Annotated in this window: 21 protein-coding genes; 13 read left to right on the forward strand and 8 right to left on the reverse strand. The window is 73.0% G+C overall.

Translation table 11 applies throughout. The features are described 5' to 3' along the window. Positions 1 to 7: 7 nt before the first annotated feature. From OHA30_RS02930 to OHA30_RS02965, 8 genes are all read left to right on the forward strand, one after another. On the forward strand, positions 8 to 1435 hold the full coding sequence (locus OHA30_RS02930) for a VWA domain-containing protein (protein WP_328912203.1): 1428 nt from the start codon (positions 8 to 10) through the stop codon (positions 1433 to 1435). A gap of 265 nt (positions 1436 to 1700) precedes the next feature. Continuing rightward, positions 1701 to 1943, forward strand: a complete 243-nt coding sequence (locus OHA30_RS02935; protein WP_328912204.1) for a hypothetical protein — start codon at positions 1701 to 1703, stop codon at positions 1941 to 1943. Positions 1944 to 2069: 126 nt separating this feature from the next. Next, positions 2070 to 3230 (forward strand): ABC transporter substrate-binding protein, encoded by a 1161-nt coding sequence (locus OHA30_RS02940; RefSeq protein WP_328912205.1) that lies wholly within the window; start codon positions 2070 to 2072, stop codon positions 3228 to 3230. Positions 3231 to 3296: 66 nt separating this feature from the next. Continuing rightward, positions 3297 to 4169 (forward strand): branched-chain amino acid ABC transporter permease, encoded by an 873-nt coding sequence (locus OHA30_RS02945; RefSeq protein ID WP_328912206.1) that lies wholly within the window; start codon positions 3297 to 3299, stop codon positions 4167 to 4169. After that, on the forward strand, positions 4156 to 5184 hold the full coding sequence (locus OHA30_RS02950; RefSeq protein WP_328912207.1) for a branched-chain amino acid ABC transporter permease: 1029 nt from the start codon (positions 4156 to 4158) through the stop codon (positions 5182 to 5184). Before OHA30_RS02945 ends, OHA30_RS02950 begins: the two co-directional genes overlap by 14 nt. Then, the gene (locus OHA30_RS02955; protein ID WP_328912208.1) at positions 5177 to 5941 is read left to right on the forward strand and encodes an ABC transporter ATP-binding protein; all 765 of its coding nucleotides are present in this window, start codon (positions 5177 to 5179) and stop codon (positions 5939 to 5941) included. The genes OHA30_RS02950 and OHA30_RS02955 overlap by 8 nt, the downstream gene beginning before the upstream one ends. Continuing rightward, on the forward strand, positions 5934 to 6728 hold the full coding sequence (locus OHA30_RS02960; protein ID WP_328912209.1) for an ABC transporter ATP-binding protein: 795 nt from the start codon (positions 5934 to 5936) through the stop codon (positions 6726 to 6728). The genes OHA30_RS02955 and OHA30_RS02960 overlap by 8 nt, the downstream gene beginning before the upstream one ends. 135 nt (positions 6729 to 6863) lie before the next feature. Next, on the forward strand, positions 6864 to 8369 hold the full coding sequence (locus tag OHA30_RS02965; protein ID WP_328912210.1) for a carboxyl transferase domain-containing protein: 1506 nt from the start codon (positions 6864 to 6866) through the stop codon (positions 8367 to 8369). A 137-nt stretch (positions 8370 to 8506) separates the two neighbouring features. Here OHA30_RS02965 and OHA30_RS02970 read toward each other — a convergent pair whose 3' ends face one another. Further along, the gene (locus OHA30_RS02970) at positions 8507 to 9148 is read right to left on the reverse strand and encodes a ScbR family autoregulator-binding transcription factor (RefSeq protein ID WP_328917702.1); all 642 of its coding nucleotides are present in this window, start codon (positions 9146 to 9148) and stop codon (positions 8507 to 8509) included. Positions 9149 to 9259: 111 nt separating this feature from the next. Between OHA30_RS02970 and OHA30_RS02975 the strand changes: the two genes are divergently transcribed. Further along, a complete protein-coding gene (locus OHA30_RS02975) occupies positions 9260 to 10201 on the forward strand; it encodes a ScbA/BarX family gamma-butyrolactone biosynthesis protein (protein WP_328912211.1) in 942 nt (313 codons plus the stop codon). Between the two features lie 194 nt (positions 10202 to 10395). Continuing rightward, positions 10396 to 11088, forward strand: a complete 693-nt coding sequence (locus OHA30_RS02980; protein WP_328912212.1) for an HAD family hydrolase — start codon at positions 10396 to 10398, stop codon at positions 11086 to 11088. A 27-nt stretch (positions 11089 to 11115) separates the two neighbouring features. Here OHA30_RS02980 and dhaL read toward each other — a convergent pair whose 3' ends face one another. From dhaL to OHA30_RS02995, 3 genes are all read right to left on the reverse strand, one after another. Beyond that, on the reverse strand, positions 11116 to 11811 hold the full coding sequence (dhaL, locus tag OHA30_RS02985) for a dihydroxyacetone kinase subunit DhaL (RefSeq protein ID WP_405786163.1): 696 nt from the start codon (positions 11809 to 11811) through the stop codon (positions 11116 to 11118). After that, positions 11795 to 12841: a dihydroxyacetone kinase subunit DhaK gene (locus OHA30_RS02990; protein ID WP_328912214.1), complete on the reverse strand. Its 1047-nt coding sequence runs from the start codon at positions 12839 to 12841 to the stop codon at positions 11795 to 11797. The genes dhaL and OHA30_RS02990 overlap by 17 nt, the downstream gene beginning before the upstream one ends. Positions 12842 to 13398: 557 nt before the next feature. Beyond that, entirely contained in the window at positions 13399 to 14730 is a 1332-nt protein-coding gene (locus tag OHA30_RS02995; RefSeq protein WP_328912215.1) for a GDSL-type esterase/lipase family protein, read from the reverse strand. A gap of 310 nt (positions 14731 to 15040) precedes the next feature. Between OHA30_RS02995 and OHA30_RS03000 the strand changes: the two genes are divergently transcribed. Beyond that, positions 15041 to 15799, forward strand: coding sequence for an SMI1/KNR4 family protein (locus OHA30_RS03000; protein WP_328912216.1), 759 nt, complete (start codon positions 15041 to 15043; stop codon positions 15797 to 15799). Positions 15800 to 15844: 45 nt separating this feature from the next. Here OHA30_RS03000 and OHA30_RS03005 read toward each other — a convergent pair whose 3' ends face one another. Beyond that, a complete protein-coding gene (locus tag OHA30_RS03005; protein WP_328912217.1) occupies positions 15845 to 17008 on the reverse strand; it encodes a polyprenyl synthetase family protein in 1164 nt (387 codons plus the stop codon). A 769-nt stretch (positions 17009 to 17777) separates the two neighbouring features. Then, positions 17778 to 18434, reverse strand: coding sequence for a helix-turn-helix domain-containing protein (locus OHA30_RS03010; RefSeq protein ID WP_328912218.1), 657 nt, complete (start codon positions 18432 to 18434; stop codon positions 17778 to 17780). Between the two features lie 297 nt (positions 18435 to 18731). Between OHA30_RS03010 and OHA30_RS03015 the strand changes: the two genes are divergently transcribed. Together OHA30_RS03015 and OHA30_RS03020 are read left to right on the forward strand one after the other, a co-directional pair. Continuing rightward, entirely contained in the window at positions 18732 to 19388 is a 657-nt protein-coding gene (locus OHA30_RS03015; protein WP_328912219.1) for a CBS domain-containing protein, read from the forward strand. Positions 19389 to 19639: 251 nt separating this feature from the next. Beyond that, the gene (locus OHA30_RS03020) at positions 19640 to 21376 is read left to right on the forward strand and encodes a sensor histidine kinase (RefSeq protein WP_328912220.1); all 1737 of its coding nucleotides are present in this window, start codon (positions 19640 to 19642) and stop codon (positions 21374 to 21376) included. Positions 21377 to 21440: 64 nt separating this feature from the next. On the opposite strand, the gene OHA30_RS03025 is transcribed toward OHA30_RS03020, so the two are convergent. Together OHA30_RS03025 and OHA30_RS03030 are read right to left on the reverse strand one after the other, a co-directional pair. Continuing rightward, positions 21441 to 22412, reverse strand: coding sequence for an Acg family FMN-binding oxidoreductase (locus tag OHA30_RS03025; RefSeq protein WP_328912221.1), 972 nt, complete (start codon positions 22410 to 22412; stop codon positions 21441 to 21443). A gap of 726 nt (positions 22413 to 23138) precedes the next feature. After that, positions 23139 to 23843: a response regulator transcription factor gene (locus OHA30_RS03030; RefSeq protein ID WP_328912222.1), complete on the reverse strand. Its 705-nt coding sequence runs from the start codon at positions 23841 to 23843 to the stop codon at positions 23139 to 23141. Between the last annotated feature and the right edge of the window lie 36 nt (positions 23844 to 23879).

Here is a 23879-nt window from a genome sequence, read left to right on the forward strand (position 1 = left end):
GCTGAGCGTGCTCGACGGACTGGTCCGTGAACTGCGGGCGACGGGCGTCCCGGTGGCGATGTCGGAACACCTCGACGCGGCCCGCGCGCTGCGGGAGGTGGACCTGATCGACCGGGCCGCCGTACGCGCCGCGCTGCGGGCCACGCTGGTCAAGGACCACGCGCACGACGCGACCTTCGACCTGGTCTTCGAGGTGTACTTCGCGGGCCGCGCCCGGCCGGACGGCACGGACGGGGAGCCCGGGGCGGAGGGCCCGGGCGCTTCCGGCACCGGTTCCGGCACCGGCCCCGGCGGCGCGCTGGACGCGCTCGACGACGGGGAGCTGCGGGCGACGCTGGCCGGGGCGGTGCACCGCGGGGACACCGCCCTGACCCGGCTGGTCGTGGGCCGGTTCGTGGACCGGCACGCCGGTTTCGAGCCGGGCCGCCCGGTCGCGGGGACGCTCTACCGGCTCCGTACGATGCGGGCGATCGACCCCGACGCCCTGTCCGCCGCGCTGACCGGGGCCGCCGCGCCACCGGACGGCCCGCCGGACGCCTCGCCGCGGCGGGTCACGGGCGACCTCGACCGGCGGCTGGCCGGGGAGCGGGCCGAGCGGGGTGTGCGGCGGGTCGAGGGCGAGGTGGAGTCCGAGATCCGGCGCCGCCTGGTCGCCGACCGGGGGGCCGAGGCGGTCGCGAAGACACTGCGGGAACCGCTGCCGGAGGACGTGCAGTTCCTCCAGGCGTCGCAGCGGGACGCGGCCGCGCTGCGGGTGGTGGTGCAGCCGCTGGCGCGCAAGCTGGCCTCGCGGCTCCAGACCAAGCGGCGGCGGCGCTCACGCGGGGTGCTGGACTTCCGGCGGACCATCCGCGCCTCGATGTCGACGGGCACGGCCGCCGCGGAACCGGTCTTCCGGCCCGGGCGCCCGGCCAAGCCCCAACTGGTCGTCCTGGCGGACATCTCCGGGTCCGTCGCGGCGTTCGCGGCCTTCACCCTGCAACTGGCGTACGCGCTGCGCACGGAGTTCGCCGCCGTGCGGTCCTTCGTGTTCGTCGACGGCGTGGACGAGGTGACCGACGTGCTCGCCGGTTCGCCGGACATCCTGGCCGCGACCCGCGAGATCAACGCGCGGGCCGGCGGGGTCTGGCTGGACGGCAGATCGGACTACGGGCACGCCTTCGAGTCGTTCCGCGACACGGTGGCCGGGCAGTTGAGCCGGCGCAGCACGGTGCTGGTGCTGGGCGACGCGCGGACGAACTACCACGAGCCGCGGGCGGAGGCGCTGGCCGCCGTCGCGGCCGTCGCCGGACACGTCTACTGGCTCAATCCCGAGCCCAGGGCGTCCTGGGACAGCGGTGACTCGGTGATCGGCCGGTACGCCCCCTGGTGCGACCGGGTGGTGGAGTGCCGCTCGATCCGGCAGCTCCGGGACTTCGTGGAATCCCTGGACTGACGGCCCCGGCCGGCGCCGGCGGGCCTGTCGCGGGGGCGGCGGGTCCGCCGGCCAGGACCGTACGGCGGCCGGGTAAACCACCTGTCGGCCGACTGTCCGAAACCTGTCCTCGAACAAACCCTTGACGTGACGCGCCGACCAGCCTTAACTACCCGTTGATAGATATCAAACTATCTCGGAGGGCTTGATGTCTCGCACTCTGCTACTCGCCTGGGCCAGTCCGGCACCGGGCGCCGGGGACGCGTTCCACAAATGGTATGACACCGTGCACATTCCGCAGGTCAGCGCCCTGTTGTCGGTCGTCGGAGAGGTCCGGAGATACCGGCTGGGACTGAACGAGGGGACGGACCGGTATCTCGCCGTCTACGACCTCGGCGAAGACACCGATCCGCAGGTCGCGGCGGTCCGGCTCGGCCAGGCGACCGAATCCGGGGCGCTCACGATGACCCCGGCGATGGACATCAGCGACAATGCGCCGCAGATCCAGTTCGTCACCTCGGTGTCATAGCCTCCAGGGTCATCAGTTTGAAACTCGTGCAACTGTGATGGGGTACTGCGCTCCCCCGCCTTCCGTCCGACGCGACGGGGACCTGTCTCACGCAGCGGGCCATCGGTGTCCCGCGAAGGAGCCCTCATGAAGAACTCTCCGGCATGGCTGGCCGCAGCCGTCGCCCTGGGCCTGTCCGCCGCCGCCTGCGCACCTGGTGGCGGGGTCGGCTCCTCCGGCGCGAACGGCCCGATCCGCATCGCGTACCTCGGCATCCTCAGCGGCCCCAACGCCGTCAAGGGATCGACGGACGCCTTCGAGCTGGCGATCAAGCAGATCAACGCGGAGGGCGGCATCAACGGCCGCACCGTCGAGTACAAGAAATTCGACACCGACATCACCCCGCAGGGCGCGGCCCGCGCGACCAGCCTCGCGCTGCGCTACCGGCCTGTCGCCCTGGTCGGATACAGCGTCACCTCCGGCCTCAAGGCGTCCATCCTCAGCATCAAGGGCGCCGGCATCCCGGTCCTGCACAACACCCTGGGATCGCTCACCTCGGCCAAGAACCTCAAGTACGACCGGGCGTTCCGGATGGGCCCGACGACCACCCAGTACGCCGAGGCCGCCAACAGCTATCTGATCGACACCCTGGGCGTGAAGTCGTTCCTCATGCTGCACACCGAGGACGCCGCGCCGAGCGAGGGCGCGCGGAAGGTCATCGACAACGCCAGGAGCAAGGGCATCAGGACCACCGAGCGCGCGGTCCCGCCGAACGTCACCGATCTGACCGAGCCCGTGCTCGCCGCGCGCAAGGCCGACGCGATCTGGGAGTGGGGCTACGCCACGACGGACGCGCTCGTCGTCAAACAGGCCGCGCAGAACAACGTCAAGGTGCCGGTCATGACCTTCAGCGTGGGCTCCGCGGTGGCCTCAGGACTGCTGCCCGCCGAACTGGCCACCAAGAACACCCTCAATGTCTCCAACTGCGGCGCGGCCGTCCTGCGCACCCCGGAGTCGGAGAAGTTCGTCGCCGCCTACACCAAGGCGTACGGCCGTTCCCCCGCGGACTATCTGTCCCCGAACAACTACGACTCGATGTACCTGATCAAGGCCGCGATCGAGCAGGCCGGCTCGACGGACGGCGCGAAGGTGTCGGACGCCCTGAGGACGATCACCCGCGACGGCGCCTGCGGCACGCTCAAGGCCGACGACAAGAACAACATGTTCCAGAACGTACCGGTGCTGTCCTGGGAGGGCGGCAAGCCCACCCTGGCCAAGCTCGAAGAGAAGCTGCCCACCGATTTCTGAGGCCCTCTGCTTCGACCCCACGGATTGATCCGGCATCACTCACCAAAGAATCGGGAGGTCGGCTCGATGGATAGATTCGTCTCGATCCTGTCCAGCGGCATCGCCCAAGGCGCGATCTACGCGCTCATCGCACTCGGGATAGTCCTGCTGCAGAACGCCACCGGTGTCGTGAACTTCGCCCAGGGCGACCTCATGACGCTCGGCGCCTACGTCGGCTTCTGGCTGGTCGGCGTGCACGGTCTCAGTCAACTGCCCATGTTCGTGGTCATGCTGGTGCTGCTCTTCGGCTCCGGCGTGGTGCTCGAACGGGTCGGCTACGCGCCGATCCGCAATCGAAGTCCGCTCACCATCGTCATCTCCACCTTCGCCCTCGGCCTGGCGATCCGCTCGGCGATCGTCCTGTGGCAGGGCACGGACCCGCGCAATCTGCCCTCGCCCTTCGGCAACGACACCGTGAAGGTGTTCGGCGCGGCCATCCCCGCGCAGGCGTTCCTCACCGTCGGGGTGACGGTCCTGGTCGGTGCCGGCCTGTTCCTGATGTTCCAGCGCTCCTCGCTCGGCCGGCAGGTCAGGGCGCTGGCGGCGGACCGGGAGACGGCCCTGCTCCAGGGCATCCGGGTCAAGCGGCTGTCACCGGTGATCTTCGGGCTGTCCGCGGCGCTGGCCGGCCTGGCCGGGGTGCTGATCGGCCCGACCATCTCCGTGACGCCGACCCTGGGCTTCGGACTGCTGCTGAGCGCCTTCGCCGCGGTGGTCCTGGGCGGCGAGCGCCTCGGCGGCGTCGCGGCCGCGGCCCTGGCCATCGCGGTGGCGCAGTCGCTGCTCGGCGGGTACCTCTCGCCGGACCTGACCGACGCCTACCCGTTCCTGATTCTGGTCGCCGTGCTGGCGGTCCGCCCCCAAGGTCTGGTGAGGATGATGTCCGGTGTCCGGTACTGACGTCACGCAAAGACCCCTCCCCCTGGAGGAGGGAAAGCTCGCCTCGGCGTTCCGCTTCGCGCCGCCGGTCTTCCGGCAGCACCAGTTCCGCACCCTCGCCGTCGTGGTGGTGCTCGGCCTGGTCGCCCCGTACGTCTACGGCGGTGACGAGTACAGCGACGGCATCATGAACACGGTCATGATCTACTCGATCCTGACCCTGGGCTTCTTCTGGTGCTTCTCGCTCGGCGGGTCCTTCACCTTCGCCACCTACGGTGTGTACGCGACGGGCTCCTACGTCTCGATCTGGGTGGCGAACCACGCGGGCGGCTTCTGGTCGGGGCTGATCGCCGCCACGGTCGTCTGCGCGCTGCTCGGCGCGGTGATGAAGATCGTCTTCGCCCGCTGTTCGATGATCTTCTTCGCCATAGCGACGATGGCCTGCGGCGGTCTGCTGATCATCCTGTTCCGTGAGTGGATCTCCTTCACCGGCGGCTTCGCGGGGATCTCCGACATCGCGGTGCCGAGCTTCTTCGGCCTCGACCTGAACTCGCAGGCCGACCGGTACTACCTGATGCTCGGTCTGCTGTCGCTCTTCCTGCTGCTCACCGTCTGGTTCCTGCGCTCCCCCGCCTACCGCGATCTGCAACTGGCCCGGGACAACGGCCCGGTGGCCGCGGTGGTCGGCCTCAAGCCGAAGCTGCTGCAACTGGCCGCCTTCACCGTCGGCTCCGGGATGATGGGCACGGCCGGCTCGCTCTACGCCCACAACTCCGGCTATGTCGGCCTTGAGGCCTTCGACGTCGACATCGCCCTGCTGGTCCTGCTGATGCTGCTGCTCGGCGGATCGAGGTCCATCTACGGCGCGGTCATCGGCGCGGCGGTGCTGACGTACCTGCCGGAATACCTGCGCTCCATGCAGAAGTACTCGGACTTCATCTACAGCCTCGCGGTGCTGCTCATCGTCGTGGCGTTCCCCAAGGGCATCGCCGGACTGCGCGAGACGATCCAACGGAGGTGGAAGGCCCGTGCTTGAGGCCAAGGAGATCGGGGTCAGATTCGGCGGTGTCGTCGCCGTCGACGGCCTGTCGCTGAAAGTCGAGGACCACGAGGTCGTCGGGCTGATCGGGCCCAACGGCTCCGGCAAGTCCACCTTCATCAACGCGCTGACCGGCCTGGTCAAGGCCACCGGCGGACTGCGGGTGGACGGCGCGGAGGTACGGCTCGGCCGCCCGGGACAGCTGTCCCGCCTCGGAGTGCTGCGCACCTTCCAGACACCGCAGGTGCACGACGAACTCACCTGCCTGGAGAACGTGCTGATCGGGCTCCAGGACTGGCGGGTCAGATCGCTGCTGCCCACCTGGTTCCGCCGCCCGGCGATGATGCGGGTGGAGCGCGAACACTGGGATCTGGCCTACGAGGCCCTGCGCTTCGTCCGGCTGGAGAAGGAGGCCGGGGTACTGGCCGGCGCGCTGTCGTACGGGCAGCGGCGCAGGCTGGAGTTCGCCAGGACCTACGCCGGGCAGCCCAGGACGCTGCTGCTCGACGAGCCCGCCGCCGGGCTGAACGACGTCGAGACCAGCGAACTGGTCGAGCTGCTGACGCGCTGGCGGGACCAGGACGGCCCCGCGCTGCTGGTGGTGGAGCACAAGATCGACTTCCTGGAGGAGCTCTGCCACCGGATGGTGGTGCTCGAACTCGGCCGGCAGATCGCCGAGGGCGACCCCGCGGAGGTCTGGGCGAACCCGAAGGTCGTCGACGCCTACTTGGGACAGGTGACGATCGATGCTTGAGGTCAAGGACCTGCGGGTCATGTACGGAACGACGGAGGCGGTCGCGGGCGCCGACCTCAGTGTGGGCGCGGGCGAGGCGCTGGCGCTGCTCGGCGCGAACGGCGCCGGCAAGACCTCCACGCTGCGGGCGGTCTCCCGGCTGGTGCCCTGTTCGGGGACGGTGACCTTCGACGGCGAGGACGTCTCCAAGGTCGCCCCCGAGGAGCTGGCCAGACGCGGTCTGATCCACGTGCCCGAGGGCCGTCATGTCTTCGGCACGCTGACGGTGAACGACAATCTGCTCGTGGGCATGACCGCGCGCGGCAGGCGTCCGGCGAAGTTCAGCCTGGACGACGTCTACTCCGTCTTCCCCGCGCTGCGGCCGCTGCGCAAGCGGCTGGGCTGGGCGCTGTCCGGCGGCGAGCAGCAGATGGTGGCCATCGGCCGGGCGCTGCTGTCCTCGCCGCGGCTGCTCATGCTCGACGAGCCGTCGCTGGGTCTCGCGCCCATTGTCGTCAAGGCGGTGTACCAGGCGCTCGCGCAGGTCAAGCGGGACATGCCGATCCTGCTGGTCGAGCAGAACGCCTCGATCGGCCTGAGCATCTGCGACAAGGGCGTGGTGCTGCTGTCCGGGAAGGTGGTGGTGTCGGGGACGTCGGCCGAGCTCAACGACCGTTCGGCGCTGCTGGAGTCCTATCTCGGCCACGGCGGCACGGAGGAGTCCACGGACGAGGAGTCCGCCGGGGACGCCGATCCGGACAAGGAGCCGGTCTCCGGCGGGGAAGCCGTCGAGCCGGCGTCCTCCTGAACAGCCGTCCGACACCGAAACGGCTGTCCGAGACCGAAAGACTGTCCGAAGCCGGTACGGCCGTGCGCGGCAGGCACGGCCGTACCGGCCGGCTCGGCCCACGCGGCCGTCAGACCCAACGAGCAGGAGATGGTGATGTCCGAATCCCGCCCGCGGCTCAGCGCGTTCGAACTGGTGGAGACCGTCGTCGACGACGGCTCGTTCCGCAGCTGGGACACCCCGCCCGACCGGACAGGCGTCGACGCCGACTACGCCCGGCAGCTCGACGCCGCGGCCGAGCGGTCCGGCACCGACGAGTCGGTGATCACCGGGGAGGGGCTGATCCGCGGCCGGCGGGTCGCGATCGCGGCCTGCGAGTTCCGTTTCCTCGCGGGCTCGATCGGGCGCGCCGCCGCGGGCCGGCTGACCGTCGCGATCGAGCGCGCGACCCGCGAGGGCATCCCGCTGCTCGCCGCCCCCGCCTCGGGCGGCACCCGGATGCAGGAGGGCACCCCGGCCTTCGTGCAGATGGTGACGATCTGCGGCGCCGTCATCCGGCACAAGGCGGCCGGTCTGCCGTACCTGGTCTATCTGCGCCACCCCACCACCGGCGGGGTGCTGGCGTCGTGGGGGTCGCTGGGGCATCTGACCATCGCCGAACCGGGCGCGCTGCTGGGCTTCCTGGGCCCGCGGGTCTACGAGGCCCTCAGCGGCGAGGCGTTCCCCGAGGGGGTCCAGACCGCGGAGAACCTGTACGCGCACGGGCTGGTGGACTCCGTGGTGGCGCCGGAGAAGCTGCCCGACGTCCTGGACCGCGCCCTCACGGTCCTGACGGCGGGGCGGCCCACCCCCTCGCCCGAGCCCGTCTTCGAGCAGCCGGCGGCGGTCGACGCCTGGGAGTCGATCCTGCGCACCCGGGCGCCCGAACGCCCCGGTGTGCGCGAGTTCCTGGACTTCGCCGCCATGGATGTCATCCCGCTCAACGGCACGGGTGTGGGCGAGGCCGACCCCGGGGTGCTGCTGGCGCTGGCCCGGTTCGAGGGCGCGTCCTGCGTCGTACTCGGCCAGGACCGGCGCGGCCAGAGCGAGGGGCGGCCGCTCGGCCCGGGGTCGCTGCGGGTCGCCCGGCGCGGGATGCAGCTGGCCAGCCAGCTCCAGCTGCCGCTGGTCAATGTGATCGACACCCCGGGCGCCGCGCTGTCCGTCGCCGCCGAGGAGGGCGGTCTGGCCGCGGAGATCGCCCGCTGCCTGGCCGACCTGATGGCGCTGGAGGCGCCCTCGCTCACCATTCTGCTCGGCCAGGGCTGCGGCGGCGCGGCGCTGGCGATGCTGCCCGCGAACCGGGTCATCGCGGCCCAGCACGCCTGGCTGTCGCCGCTGCCGCCGGAGGGCGCCTCGGTGATCGTGCACCGCACCACCGACCGCGCCGACGAGATGGCCAGGCGGCAGGGCGTACGGGCGGCGGATCTGCTGGCCGCGGGCATCGTGGACAAGGTCGTCCCGGAGCGGCCCGACGCCGCCCAGGAGCCCAAGGAGTTCTGCCGGCGGCTGGGCCTGGCGGTACGGCACGAGTTGGGCCTGCTGGGCACCAGCCGGGAGCCGTACCGGGCGCAGCGGCTGCGGCGTTACGACCGCCTCAACGCCGTGATCCGCGCGGACTGAGGGACGGGGAGTCCTCGTCGAGCGCGCCCGGCGGACCGCCGGGCGGGCCCGGGGTCACCCGCGCACCGTCGGCCGTCGGCAGACCCCCGCCGGCGGAGGGCGGTGCGCATCACCATCTCCCACCACCGTAGGCCCGTTCAGTCGGTGCCGCCCGACAGGTGGCCGGCCCGGACCCGCTCCAGCAGGGCCGCGGGGTCGGGGTCCGACTGGAGCGCGGCGAGCAGCAGCAGCCACAGGTCGTACAGCCGCTCCTCGATGTGGTCACGGCCGTCCAGGGCGTCGGAGACGGTGTGCAGGCCGAAGAAGGCGCAGACGACGCCGAACGCGGCCGTCTCCGGCTCCACGCCGGCGGCCAGTTCGCCCTGCTCGTGCGCCTCTTCGAGCAGCTCGGTGACCGTGTCGATCCAGCCGATGAAGGGCGTCGGCAGCGGCTCGTCGATGGCCTTGTGCTCCATCCACAGCCGGGACCCGGCGCGGACGACGACGTCGTCGCGGAAGGAGCGCGCCACCAGGAAGCTCAGCGCGACCATTTTCTCCAGCGCGGAGCCGCCCGCGGTCCTGATACGGCCGATCAACTCGGGCCAGGTCTCGAAGTGCCCTTCGACCACCGCCAGGGCCAGTTTTTCCTTGCTCGCATAGTGAAAATAGATGGCTCCGCTGGTACGGCCGGACCGCGCGCTGATGTCGCTGATGCTGGTCCCGGCGTAACCGCGCTCGTCGAACAATTGCGCAGCGGCCTCCAGGAGAAACCTTCGCGTTGTCTCCGCACGTACCTGCACGTTCACTCCGGATGACCCGTCGTTGCTCACGGCAGGCAATGTACTGCCTTCCCGACACATCTGAGAAGCAATGCGCGTGCGTATCGGCGGGGCGTGAGTTCTTCTTATGGTATGAATCATTCGGTCGAAGAAGTTTCCGGGCAGGACAATTCGCTGAGCTGGTCCCGTACGGTCGACCGCGAGATGGTGCATCGCGCATCGGTCGCCGAGGTTCTGCTGACCGATGTACGGGCGGACCGGTACGGGGGTTTCGAGGCGGCGGCCAGCTGGCCGCGCTCGCACCCGACCTTCCCGCGCGACGGGGTGGACCTGCACAGCCCGCTGGTGCTCGTCGAGACCCTGCGCCAGTTGGGCATCTACCTACCGCTGAGATACTTCGGCGTCCCGCCGACCAGCCATCTGCTCATCGGCGATCTGCACTTCGGTCTCATAGCCGGGCGGGAGCCACGGGCCGGCCAGGGCTGCACCGAGGTCACCTGCCGGGTCACGGTGAGCGAGATCCACCGCGGACCCGACGGCTCCGCCTCCGGGCTGCGGCTGGACGTCAAGTACCTGGCCGGGGGCGCGATATTCGCGCGCGCCGGTGGCGGTGCCCGCTTCCTGAGCGCCCGTGACTACGCCGGTGTGCGCGCCGAGCTGCTGGTGGCGCGCCAGCCGCCACCCACGGCCGAGGGCCGTCCCGACCCCGCGGAGCTGGCCGTCGCCGAGCCGAGGGACGTGCTGATCGCGCGTACGGCGGGCGCGCTGGCCGTGGACCCCGCCGACCCCCACCACCCGTTCTTCTTCGACCACGCCACCGACCACGTGCCCGGGATGGTGCTCCTGGAGGCCGCCCGGCAGGCCGCGGCGGAGGCCAGCGACGGCGCGCTGATGCGGCCGACGGCGGGCCGGCTGGTGGCCCGCCGCTTCACCGAGTTCGCCCCTCCGGCCCGGGTCGAGTCCGTCCCGTACCACCTCACCTGCGCCTTCCGTATCCGCCAGGGCACGAAATGCACGGCGTACGGCGCTCTTGAGTACGGGCGACACGCGCCATTTCTTTACGTGCTTGCTTGACCACCCTTCGTGTCGGATCATCGCGTAACGATCGATATGTTCTTGGTGGTCACCCAGAACGCCTTCTTTTTCGGGCTGCGTCCACCGAGAGCCCGCTCCTGCCTGATCCACCGGTACGCCAGTCATTTCGCCACACAAATGCTGCGGCGGAGGGCGCCGACGCCTTCAGGCATTCCTGAACGGACATCCCCTCGATGACCTCTCACCGCATTCTTTCCTGGACCCCCGCAGCCATCGTCTTCGACTGCGACGGCACCCTGATGGACACCGAACGCCATTGGCAGGACGCCCGCGATCTGACCCTGCGGGATTTCGGCGTCAGCGCCGCCGCGGAATTCGCGGAGCGGAGCAAGGGCCTGCACTACACCGAGTGCGGCCGGCTCATGGCCGACGAGTCCGGCCACCCGGAGCTCGTCGACGAGCTCACCGGCCGTCTCCTCGTGCACTTCCGCACGCTGGTGGCCAACGACCCGCAGACCATGCCGGGCGCCCCCGAACTGGTCACGAACGCCGCGAAGTTCGCCCCCCTCGCGGTCGCCAGCAACTGCCCCCTGGAGGTCGTGGAGACCTGTCTGGACAACGCGGGGCTCCGGACGTACTTCGACCACATCGTGGTGCCCGACGACGACAACCGCCCCAAGCCGCACCCCGACGTCTACCTGACCGCCGCCCGCCTGTGCGGCGCGGCACCGGCCGACACCCTCGCGGTGGAGGACTCCGGCTGCGGCGTGGAGGCCGCGGTCAGGGCGGGCATGCGGGTGCTGGGCGTCGGCCCGTGGCCCGGCGAGCAGATTGCGGCCAGCGTCGACCTGTGGGTCGGCTCGCTGGACGAGCCGAACATCTTCGAGTGGGCCGGCGAGCGTGTGGCCCGCGCGCTGTCGGCTTAGGGCCGCGCGGACGGCGGCCGTCGCCCGTCAGGCGTTCCGCTTCACGGGGACGCCCTCCGGCTCCCGCAGGAAGGGAGCCAATCGGGTGACGGTCCCCTCCGCCGAGGAGAAGAGCAGTCCGATGCCCACCGCGCCGGGGTCGGGAATCCCGGCGGCGCGGTCGCCGACATAGCTGGCCCGGCCCCGGCGGGCGGTCAGCCGAGCGGTGTTCCCCACCCCCTCCCACGCGGCGCGCGCCGCGTGGGAGAGGGCCTCGTGCGGGTCGGCGGCCGCGGGGAAGGAGGCCAGGGCCTCGCAGGCCGGTACCAGCGCGTCGACCAGCGTCTTGTCGCCGACCGCCGCGTCCCCGACCCGCTGGATCGCCGACAGTCCGTTGTCCGCGCCGATGGCCAGCGAACCGGCGTCAAGACCGCCGCCGGCGTCGGCCACGGCCACCGCCATCTCCTGGAGGAGCAGGCCGAACAGCGGACCGCTGGTCCCGCCGACCTCGTCCAGGAAGGCGGCGGCCGCGGCCTCCAGCGGACCGGCCGCGGTCGAGCTGGCCGTGTCCGTGCCCTCCTCGCCGAGCAGCCGCAGGGTCGCCTGCAGTCCGGCCACCAGGTTCGCGCCGAAGTCACCGTCGCCGACCTGCTGGTCGAGCGAGCTGAGTTCCGCCTCGGTCGCCGACGCGGAGGCCGCGAAGCGGCGCATCCAGGCGTCGGTGATTTCAGCTCCGGATCGCATGAGCATGAGTCCGCCTCCCCTCGTACCGGGGTGTCTCGGGCCAGGAAGCGGTGTGCGCGGGCGCGTCGAGCAGCGTGAGCGTGGCCGCGTCCGCCTCCAGCAGCGTCAGTGAGAAGCCGCGCATGTCGAGGGCTGTCACGTAGTCGCCGACCAGGGCCCGTTCGGTGACCACCCCGAGCTCGTCGAGCCGGCGGGTCACCTCCTGGAGGACGGCGTACAGCTCCATTCGGGTGATGGCGCCCAGTCCGTTGACCAGGACCACGGCCGGCGAGCCGAATCCGAGGCCGAGGGGTCCGGCCAGTGAGGTCACCATCTCCCCCACCAGTTCGCCCAGCGGCCGGGTGGAGACCGTACGGCGGGCGCGCTCCCCGTGGATGCCGACGCCGAACTCGATGTCGCCGTCCAGCAGGTCGAACGCGGGCCGGCCGGTCGCCGGAGCGGTGTGCGCGGCGGACGCCACGGCCAGACTGCGGCAGCGGCTCACCAGATCGGTGCCCAGCGCCACCAGCTCCGCCAGACCCATGCCGGTGTCGGCCGCGGCGCCCAGGATCTTCTCCACCAGGACGGTCGCTCCCGTGCCGCGGCGGCCGGTGGCGACCTCGGCGGACTCCGAGGCCACGTCGTCGTCGATCAGGACCCGGGCGCAGGCGATGCCCTCGCGGGCCAGCCGTTCCGCCGCGATCCCGAAGTTGATCTTGTCGCCGGTGTAGTTCTTCACCAGGTGCAGCACACCGCCCTCCCGGGCCACCGCGCGGGAGGCCGCGAAGATCTGCCGGTTGTGCGGCGAGGCGAAGATCCGACCCGGGCAGGCGGCGTCCAGCATGCCTGCCCCGACATAGCCGATGTGCAGGGGTTCATGCCCCGACCCACCGCCGGACACCAGTCCGACACGGCGGGACGGCGAGGGGTGCAGACACCGGATGTATCCGTTCTGCTCGTCCCAGACGACGGTCCCGGCGTGGGCCCGGGCGAAACCGGCCAGGGCGTCACCGACCAGGTCGTCGATCTCATTCGCGAAGTACAGGCCCATGAGTGCCAGACCTCTCCGGAGAACGGCGGGCGGTCTCCTGTCCTCTCATGCTGAGCCGTGCCGCCGGGACCGGCAACTCGCCGCCGCGATCGCCCGAGGCCGCGGGCCTGTCCGTGCCGCCGGCCCGGGGCGGCGGCACGGGGCGGCGGCACGGGGCGGCGGGCCGGGGCGGCGGGCCGTAAGGGACCGGGACGGCTCCGCCCTCGCCACTGGATACGGACCGGTCGGTACGGGAACGCCGGGGTCCTGTGACGGCCGGGGGCGTCGCCTCAGGAGGTCAGGTCGGCGCGGTCCGGGCGCGCCGCTGGGCGTGGGAGGGCCCTTGACGGTGCTGCGCCCGGCTTTCCGATTGCCGGTCAACTGCCGGACGTGGGCGCGCGGGTGGGGCCGGCGCGGGCGGGAGCGCGGGGGCGCGGGGGCGCTTCGGGGGTACGGGGGCGCGTGTCGTGCGCGGGGCGCGGGGCGCTGGAGCATGGGCCGGGCGTTGGGCTGGTGGGCGGCCACCCGCCCGGGGGCGGGTGGCCGCTTGGTGGGTGCCCGTCGGCGCGGGCCCCCGGTCAGGCGGTCGCCGAGCAGCTCACCGTGGCGGTGGGGTTGCCCGCGCCGGCGGGCAGGGAGGCGAGGAAGCCGAAGTCGGTGCTCGCTCCGTTGGCCAGAGAGCCGTTCCAGTCGGCGCTGCGGACGGTGGCCGATCCGTTGGAGCCAGTGGTCAGGGTGCCGTTCCAGGCCTGGGTGATCTGGGCGCCTCCGTTCGGGACGATGGTCACGGCCCAGCTGCGGATCGACCCGCCGGAGGTGTTCTTCACCGTGATCGCGCCCTGGTAGCCGCCCTGCCAGGAGGACGTGATGCTGAGGACGGCGGTGCAGCCCCCGCCGCCCGTGCCGCCGGAGCCGGAGCCTCCGGTGGTGGTGCCGCCGGTCGTCGTACCACCGTTGGTCGTGCCGCTGGTGGAACCGGTCGTGGAGCCGGCGGTGGTGCCGCTTGAACTGCCGGTGGTGCTGCCGCCGTTGGTCGACCCCGTGGTGGAGCCCGCGGTCGAACCGGACGTGGAGCCGGCGGTCGTCCCGCCGGTGGTCGTACCGCCGGTCGTGGTGCCGCCGGTCGTCGTACCACCGGTGCTCGTACCACCGGTGGTGCCGCCGCCCGTGCTGAGCAGGGCCGCCAGCGGCGGGTACCAACGGGCGGCCACCTTCACGATGCCCGCGTCATTGGGGTGGACGCCGTCGGACGTGTCGGTGGCGTCGTTGAACCCGGTCCACTGGTCCACGACCGTCACCGGCGACTGCGCGGTGCTGATCGACTGCGCCCACGCCGGGATCTGCTGGTTGAACGTGATGACGCGCTGCGCGCACTCGGCGCAGTTGCTCGGGTTCATCGGGAGGATCTGGGCGACCAGGACCTTCATCGAGGGGTTGCTCGCCCGCATCTGGCCGACCATCGTGGTGAAGGACGCGAGGATCTGGCTGGGCGCGATGTTGCTCCAGACGTCATTGGTCCCCAGGTGCATGATAACGATGTCGGGCTTGGTGGCCGACAGCCAGCCGGGCAGCTGGTTCTGGCTGGCGATGTTGGTCGCCAGGATGCCGCCGTGGCCCTCGTTGTCGCCGTCGTACGGAACCGAGCAGCCCTGCGGGCCGAGGGTGCCGACGAAGTCGATGTTCTTGTAACCGGCGTTCTGCAGCTGGTTCCAGAGCAGGGCGCGCCAGCAACCGGGCGAGCCGGTGATGGAGTCACCGAGCGGCATGATCCGCACGGGCGCGGCAGCGGCGGCCGGCGACGCGGCGGCGGCCGGGCGGGCGCCCCGCACACCGACGACGGCGGCCACGACGAGCAGCACGGCGAGCATCGTTCTGAGTAGAGGTCGCGCCAGGGGGTGGTGGGTCCTCATCTTCGGTCCTTCCGCGTGGGGGGATCTTGTGGGAGCGCTCCCACAGATGCCTATCAATGGCATCCGGGCTGCCCGCGCGTCAAGACATCCGTCACCATCCCGCCGCGCGCGGCGACCCGAACAGGCCCCGCGGGGGGCGCACGTCGGCGCGCGTCGGCGCCTCCGCGTACGGGAGCCGGCCGCGGCCTCGCGGGAAGCACCCCCGACAGGCCCGGCGGGTCAGGGCGTCGGCGGACGCGCGGCACGGGCCGGGACCCCCGACGCGACGCCCTCGGCGGGCGCCGGATCGCGTATGGCAGTGTCGCGTTCCGTGAAGCCTGATCTCGTACTCCTGCGCGACCTGATCGATTCGTCGCCGGTGATCGGCACCAGGCCCGACCGGGGCTGCCCGGAGGCCGACATCCGCCGGGCGGAGTCGGTCGTGGGCCCGCTGCCGGCGTCGTACCGGTGGTGGCTGGCGCACTACGGCGAGGGAACGGTCCACGGTGAGGCGCTGGCGACCGTCGTACCGCCCCGGCACGCCGGGGCGGTGGGGGACCTCACCGGGCTGCGGGCCGGGAACCGGCTCGGCTTCCACGACGACGGCGACTGCGACGACAGTTACCACTTCGCCCTCGACGAGCGGGAGGACGAGGAGTGTCCGGTGGTCCGGTGGGACTGCTTCACAGGGGGCGAGGAGCGGTTCGCGGATTCCTTCGCGGGATTCCTGACCGCGCGGGTCGCACTCGCGTCGGGGCTCGGAAACGGCCCGAACCCGACGATCGCCCGCTTGTGGCGGTCCACCCCTGGCGTTCTGCGGCCCGACGGGGTCCATGTCTACGGACCGCACACGTTCGTCGAACGCGACAGGACGTACCGGGTACGGGCCTTGGCGCCGCACTGGGTGCTCATCGGTGACGACGGCGGCGGACGGGGACTGTTCATGCGGCGCCACGGCCGCGACCGGACGTCGGTGTACCGGCTGGACTTCCGTGCGGTCGACGGGGACATCGAGGACAGCGGTGGCGAACGTGTCACCGGCGATCTCCTCGCCTGGCTGCTGGCCGGGACGGACGGCCGCCGCAGCTGAGGTTCTGTGTCGCGGCCGACGGCAGGCCCGGGCGGGGGCGGTCGGTCACGACGACCTCGTCGTCGGATCGTACGGATCGTAGGCCGCGGGGCCCCGGCCCGTGGACGCTTCGAGGACGTCGAGGAGGGCGGTGCGGGCCCGTGGGGTGAGGTGGGCGGCGGAGAGACGGGCGGCGCAGCGTTCCATCAGCCGGTCGATCCGGCGTACGACGACCGCCCGTGCCCCGGTCCGCGTCAGGGCCTCCCGTACGGCGGCGAGGTCCGCCGGCGAGAGTGCGCGGTCGCCGACCGCGTCGTCCAGCAGCCGCAAGGCGGCCTTGTCGCCGGACTTCTCGGCCCGGACGCGCGCGACGGCCGTCACATACGTGAGCTTGCCCTCGCGGATGTCGTCCCCCGAGGGCTTGCCCGTGCGCCGGGGGTCGCCGAAGACGCCGAGCAGATCGTCGTACAGCTGGAAGGCGACGCCCGCGCACCGGCCCGCGTCACGCAGCGCGCGGGCGTCGGCGGCGTCTGCCCCCGCCAGCGCGGCGCCGAGCGCGAGCGGCCGCTCGGCGGAGTACAGCGCGCTCTTGAGATACGCCATGCGCATCGCGCGGGCCGGCGAGCGTTCGCCGGTCGTCTGCGCGTGCAGGTCGAGATACTGGCCCGCGACCATTTCCGTACGCATGGCCGCCCACACCGGCCGCAGCCGACTCCGCGCGCCGGCCGACAGCCCGGCCTCGGCGACCAGGTCGTCCGCCCAGGCCAGCGCCAGATCGCCGACGAGCACGGCGGCCGACCAGCCGAAGGGCGCGGCCGCCCCGGCGCCGGGCGCGCCGCCGCCCGGGTGCTGGCGGGCGAAGTCCACGTGTACGGAGGGGCGGCCCCGGCGCAGCAGGGAGCCGTCCATCACGTCGTCGTGGACGAGCGCGCAGGACTGGACGAGTTCGACGGAGGCGGCGACGTCGAGCACCGCCCGCGCGCTGTCGTCCGCGGGCGCGGCGCAGGCGCGCCACGCCCACCAGACCAGGGCGGAACGCCGTCGGCTGCCCCCGCCCAGGGCGAAGTCCGCGAGCCGCCGGGCCACGTCCGCCGCGAAGGTGGCGTCGACGGCCGCGGCCTCCTTCAGGCGCCGGTCGAGGAAGGCTTCCAGCGCGCGGCGCACCGCCGCGGGGACGTCGGCGTCGGTCCGCGCGAGGAGGGCGGCGGGGTCGAGGGGGGAGGGTGTCACGGGCTGTTCCAGCCGTTCGATAGGGGTTTCGCGTCGCAGGGCGCGCTGCGTCGCGGAGCCTCGTCCCGTGGCGGGCCCCGGTCGCCGGGGTCCCGCTGACGAGTGTCCCCCGCCCGGTCCGCCCGGCCGTCGGCGGGTCCCGCGCTCCGGCGGTCGCGCCCGGCCGGCGTGCGCCGCCCGCGTACCGGCACGCGCGCCGCGCGGGCAGCGCTCACCCGCGCGCCCGCCCCGCCGGGGGCGCCCTCACCGGGCCCGGCGCAGTGCTCGGTCATGTTCTCCATGTGCCCGGACGCGGCCCGCGCGTCCCACCGGGGAGAGCCGAACGGGTAACGCGGCCTGCCGGGGGCCCGCCCGCCACACGTCGGCGACCGGCCGCCGCCGTCACCGTCGACCGGTACGACGCCGCACTCCGTACGGGCCCTGGCCGGGCAGTGCCTCGGCGCGACGTACGGCCGCCGGTGCTCCGGCGGAGGCCCGACCGCCCAACCCGCCGGCCCCGCCGCCCGGCGCCACGTACCGGCCCGGGCACCGCCGGACCGGGACGTCCCACGTCCCGCCATCGCGGCGGCATCGGGTGACGCCACCCGACTCACCCGCACCCGCCCGCGCCGGAGCCCCTTCCCAGGGCTCGCGTCGCCGACCGACGGGGGCCGGTCGGACACCGCCGAACCGGTTCGTCTGACGTCCCGCCGTCGCGGCGGGTTCGGGGCCCCGCCCCCGGCCCGCGCACCCGGAGCCGCGTACAGACCCCCCGCGGACGCGGACCCGTTCAGGACGCCGAGATCCGCCGCCCGGTGATCCGTTCCGGGTCGACGCGGATCCATACGTCCCGGTGCCCGCCCGCCCAGGGCCCGGAGTGCGCGGCGGCGGCGAGGCGGCGTACGGCCTGCTCGTCGGTGACCCGGGTCGCCGGGCCCGTGACCAGGACGCTCCAGCCCTGGCTGAGCGCGTCGTCGATCCGGTCCACCTCGAAGGCGACCTCGGTGCCCGCCGCGAGGGACGGCACCGCGCCCTCGGCCGTCCTGAACACGACGGCGCCGTCCACCACGTCGTAGTTGAGCGGCAGGATCACCGGCCCCTCGGGGGTGACGGCGGCGAGCCGGCCCACTCCGTGGTCGGACATCAGGGCCCGGCACTCGTCGGGGTCGAGGACGGTGAACGTCGGGTGGCCCGCGGCCCTGCCCGTGCCCGGCGGCAGCCCGGCGTCGCCCCCGCGCAGGTGGGACGTCGTGGTGCCCAGCGCGTCGGCCACCCGGAGCAGGAACGCCTGCCCGGGAAACGCCCCCTGCTGCTCCTCGACGTACTGGAGGTAGCCGGGAGCCACCCCGGCCCGGTCGGCCACCTCCTCGCGGCTGAGCCCGACCTCCTTGCGGCGCAGCGCCAGCCGCCGGCCGATGTCGCCTGCCGTGTCCGGCTGTCCGTTCACGCGATCACGTCCTTCCGTACTGCGGCGGTGCAGGTCGTGCGGGACGACCGCGAGGCCGTGAGCCGCCCGAGGCCGTACGGCACCTCTTCCACTCTGGTCCCGCCCGGCCCGCCGCGCGAGGGCCGTCCGGGACCCCGGGCCGGGCCGACCGGCCCGGCCCCGCCCGCCAGGACGCCGGGACGCCGGGACGCCGGGACCATGGGCCCCGGCGGGCTTGCCCCGGTCGGCCCTACGCCCGGCGCGGCGAACCGCGCAGAGTGGGCGGAAAGACTCCACGACCGGCAGGGAGAAGCCACCATGAGGCACCGCACAGTGGGCGACCTGATGACCAGTTCCGTGGTACGGGTACCCGCGGACGCCCCCTTCAAGGCTGTCGTCAAGCTGCTTTCCGAGCACGACATCACCGCCGTGCCCGTCGTGGACGACGGCGACCGTCCGGTCGGCGTGGTCTCCGAGGCGGATCTGCTGCGCCGCCAGTCCGGCCGACCGGACCCGGCCGGGCGGGCGCGGTCGGCGACAAGCGCCGCGGGGCTGATGAGCAGCCCTGCCGTCGTCGCCCGGCCCGAGTGGACGGTCGTGCAGGCCGCCCGCGTCATGGACACGCGCGGGATCAAGCGGCTGCCGGTGGTGGACGAGACCGGGCGGCTGGTCGGGATCGTCAGCCGCGCCGACCTGCTGCGGGTGTTCCTGCGCCGGGACCGGGCCATCCGCGAGGAGATCAGCGGGGAGGTGCTGGCCCGTACGCTCGGCATCACGCCCGCCGAGGTCCAAGTGGACGTCACCGACGGGCAGGTCACGCTGCACGGAACCGTCGAGCGCGTCAGTCTGATCCCCGTCGTGCTCCGGCTGTGCCAGGGCGTGGACGGGGTCGTCCGGGTCACCGAGGATCTGGACTACCGGTACGACGACTCCCTCGCCTCGCCGGCAGGGGTCGAGCGCGGGCCGGTGCTGTAGGCCCCTCGCCGCGGAGCCGTCACCGTACGCCGAACGCCGTATGCCCGCCGCCGTAGGCCCGTCACCGGTCGCCCGCCGTACGCCCCCACGTGCACCCTCCCCCGCGAGCCCCCGGCGCACACAGCCGTGCCCGTCGCCCGGTCCGCTTCGCCTCCCTTGATGTCGAACACGCGGGCGCACGCCCCCACTCCAGCCGATACGGTGGGGCGGGCGGTGGTCACCGTGGTGACCCGGCACGGACGGAGGGACCGTTGGGCGAGGATCGCGGCAATTCGGGCAGGCAGCTGCCCCGGCTGCGGCTCGACGACCTGTTGGAGGAGTTGCAGGTCCGGATCGACGCGGTGCGCGGCACCCGGGACCGTGTGCACAGCCTGCTGGAAGCGGTGCTGTCCGTCGGGCAGGAACTGGACCTCTCCCATGTGCTGCGGCGGATCGTGGAGACCGCCGTGGTGCTGGTGGACGCCGAGTACGGCGCCCTCGGAGTGATCGGCGAGGACGAGCGGCTGTCTGACTTCCTGACCGTCGGGGTCCCCGACGAGCAGATCGAGGCGATCGGCCCGCTGCCGTCCGGGCACGGGATCCTCGGCGAGCTGATCCGCCACCCCGAGCCGCTGCGCCTGCCTGAGCTGTCCGCGCACCCGGCGTCGTACGGCTTCCCGGCCGATCACCCGCCGATGCACTCGTTCCTCGGGGTGCCGATCCGGGTGCGGGACGAGGTGTTCGGCAACATCTACCTGACCGAGAAGCGCGGCGGCCAGGAGTTCGACGGCGAGGACGAGACCCTGCTGTCCACGCTCGCGGTCGCCGCGGGCGTCGCGATCGAGAACGCCCGGCTCTACCGGACCGCCCGCGAGGGCCAGTTGTGGATGACGGCCAACGCCGAGGTCGTCAGCAAGCTGCTGTCCGGAGCCGATGAGATGGACGTGCTCCGGCTGATCGCCCAGCACGGCCTGCGCATCCTGTCGGCCGACCTGGCCGTGGTGGCGCTGCCCGTCGCGGGCACGACCGAACTCCAGGTGATGATCGCCGACGGGGTGGAGGCCGACGCCCACCGGGCGCTGCTCCTGCCGCGCGAGGGCAGCTTCATGGGCGCCGCGATGGCCGCCGGGCGGCCGATCACCACCCCGCGGATAGCCAAGGACTCGCGGGTGACGGTCGGGCCGCCGCGCTGGGACGGCCTCGGGCCCGCGGTCGCGGTGCCGATGGTCACCGACGACGGGGTGCGCGGCGCGCTGCTGCTGGCCCGCCGGGAGGCCGCGGCCCCCTTCACCGAGGCCGAGACGTCACCGCTGCTCGCCTTCGCCGGTCAGGCGGCCCTGGCCCTGGAACTGGCCGACCGGCGGCGCGGCGCCGAACAGCTCGCGCTCCTGGAGGACCGCGACCGGATCGCCCGTGATCTGCACGACCTGGCCATCCAGCGGCTCTTCGCCACGGGCATGACGCTGCAAAGCGCCGTGCGGTTCATCGAGCACCCCGAGGCCGCCGAGCGCCTGCTGCGGGCCGTGGACGACCTCGACGAGACCATCAAGATCATCCGTTCGACGATCTTCGGGCTCAGGTCCCACGACTCCGGGCGCGCGTCCCAGGGGCTGCGCGCCCGCGCGGCGAAGGCCGTCGAGGAGGCCGCGCGCACGCTCGGATTCACCCCCTCGCTGCGGATGGAGGGGCTGATCGACACGGACGTGCCGGGCGCGGTCGCCGACGACGCCCTCGCCGTGCTGGCCGAGGCCCTGTCCAACGTGGCGCGGCACGCGCGGGCGTCCGGCGCCGAGGTCTCGCTCGTGGTGGGGGCCGGCGTTCTCACCGTCACGGTCACCGACGACGGGGTCGGCCTCACCGACGGCGGCCGCCGCAGCGGCCTGGGCAACCTCGCGGAACGGGCGGAGCGGCTCGGCGGCGAGTTCCGGATCGGGCCCGGGCCGCAGGGCGGCACCCGCCTGGTCTGGCGGGTGCCGGCGTCGCCGCCGTCGGCGGGGCCACCGCGGTAGGGCGGGTACGGGAGCGGGTCGCGTCGTACGGTTGCCGCCGGTCCGATTGTCGTACTGCCGCCCGCTAGTTGTCCGTCACGTCGCGGAGGGGGCGGCGCGGGGTGGGCCTGCCCTCGCGGCCGTAGCCGAGCCGGATCAGCATCTGGACGTGCTCCACGCCGCCGCGCGGATCCCGCAGCACCCACCGCAAGTCCGTCCACTCCAGGGCCTGGTGCATCAGCGAGGCGCGTACGTCGTGCGCGGTGGCGACCAGCAGGGCGTGCTCCAGCGCCTGGCCGGCCCGCAGCCAGTCGGCGGGGCGGTCGTGGCCGGTGGACAGGACGGCGATCACCGGGTGCCGTTCGAAGAGGGCGGGCGGCCGACGGTCCGCCGGGCGCAGGGCCGAGAAGTCCCGTACGGGCAGGTGTCCGTCGGCGTCCTGCGGGCCGAGCGCCCAGCCGGGCAGCCCGTCGGGGGCGTCGTCACGAATCCACTCGCGGCTCTCGGCCCTGCGTTCGGGGTCGCTGATGTTGCGTGACTCGGCCTCGGCGGTGAGCCGCAGCAGGCGGATGGTCTCCGCCGCGCCGCGTACGGCCAGCAGGGCGCCTTCCGCGTGCGCGGCCTCGACCAGTTCGGTCAGCACGCCCGGGGCCAGCGGCCGGTCGGAGAAGGGCAGTCGGCTGGTGTGCCGGCGCCACAGCACGTCGTACAGGTCCTGGCCGTGGTGGGCTCCGCCGGGCAGCGGGCCCGCGAGCCGGACGGACGCGAGCAGGTCGGGTTCGGCGGGGTCGGGCAGCAGCCGTACGACCGGCTCCCAGCCGAAGTGCGCGACGGCGACCCGCAGGTTGAACAGCGCGGCGCCGACGGACACGTGCAGGGCTCTGGCCAGCGGGTCGGCTCGCCGCAGCGTGCGGTCGGCCGAGGCGCGGACCTCGACCGTCGAGGTGTCGGGGTCGAGCCGGTAGCGCCACGGCTGGGTGTTGTGGATCGAGGGCGCGGCCACCGCAGCGGAGATGAGCTTCTCCAGGGTCGCCGCGTCCAGTGCTGTGGACCTCATGCCGTTCTCCTCCCGACCGTCCGGTGCTCCCGGGTACGTACGTCCAGCCTCGCGTCCGGGAAGCGGGCCCGGCAGGGCCCGTCGGTCACCCCACGTGGGCCACTCGGCCCTCCCCGCCGTGCCGGCACGGGCCACGCGTCCCGGTAAGGCGTCGCCCCGCCCCCGCCCCCGCCTCTGCGGGAAGGCGGCCGAAGGCCGGGAGGCCCGGGAACCGCCACCGTTGGCAACGGCGGCCCGGCCCGGCAGGGGGGCGAGGGCTCCAGAGGCAGTTGAGACCAGCGACGGGCGACCCCGGCGGACCCCGCCCGGCAAAGGACAAAGCCCACACGGCACCCGACAACAGTCCGGCGAGGCATCGCTTCGCCCCCGCCCCGGCGGGAAAGCGACCGAAGGGCGGGAGGCCCGGAGGCAGAGCCCGGAACCGCCCCCGTTGGCAAGGCCGACTCGGCCGGGCAGAGGGCGAGGCCGTCGACGCCGACCCGGCCACGCCACAGCCGTCCCCGACCGGGACGGGGGCCCAGCGATGCCGTAACCAGCGACGGGCGACCCCGACGACCCCCGCAGAGGACGAGGCCCACGAGGGCCAAGCCAACCGGCCCGGCCGGGCGCGCGGCGCGCAGCGCCGGAAACTGTCCCCGACGGCAACCGGCCGGGCCCCACACCGCACGCCCGCGGCGCGCGGCCGTCCGCCGCGTCGGCCGTCGCACCCGCGCAAGGGAATCGCGGTCAGCGGGGGCCGTGGGCCGGAGGCGGGGGCGTGCCCTGGGTGGCGATGACGGCCGCCTGCACTCGGCGTTCCACCCCCAGCTTCGCCAGCAGCCGCGACACATTGTTCTTGACCGTCTTCTCCGACAGATACAGCCGCTTGCCGATCTGCCCGTTGGTCAGGCCCTCGCCGATCAGGCCGAGGATCTCGCGCTCGCGCGGCGACAGTTCGGCGAGCGCCTGTGCCGCGTTCCCCTGTGTGCTGTCGTTCTCCTCGCCGCGCAGGCTGCTCATCAGCCGCGTGGTCGTGGCCGGGTCGAGCATCGACTGCCCGGAGGCGACCGTGCGGACGGCCGCGACCAGGTCGGAGCCCTTGATCTGCTTGAGCACGTAGCCCGCCGCGCCCGCCATGATCGCGTCGAGCAGCGCGTCGTCGTCGTCGAACGACGTCAGCATCAGGCAGGCCAGCGCCGGCATCCGCGAACGCAGCTCCCGGCAGACGGTGATGCCGTCGCCGTCCGGCAGCCGTACGTCGAGCACGGCGACATCCGGCCGCAGCGCCGGGCCCCTGGCCACGGCCTGCTCCGCCGTCCCGGCCTCGCCGATCACCTCGATGTCGGGCTCCGCGTCCAGCAGGTCATGGACTCCGCGCCTGACGACCTCGTGGTCGTCCAGCAGGAAGACCCTGATCGGCGCCTGCGCTGAGAACTGCCGTGCCTCGGTCATGTCCGCCGGTCCTCGTCCTGTCGTCCGTCCGCCCCG

The sequence above is a fragment of the Streptomyces sp. NBC_00223 genome (assembly GCF_036199905.1).
In the GTDB taxonomy this organism is placed as follows: Bacteria; Actinomycetota; Actinomycetes; order Streptomycetales; family Streptomycetaceae; genus Actinacidiphila.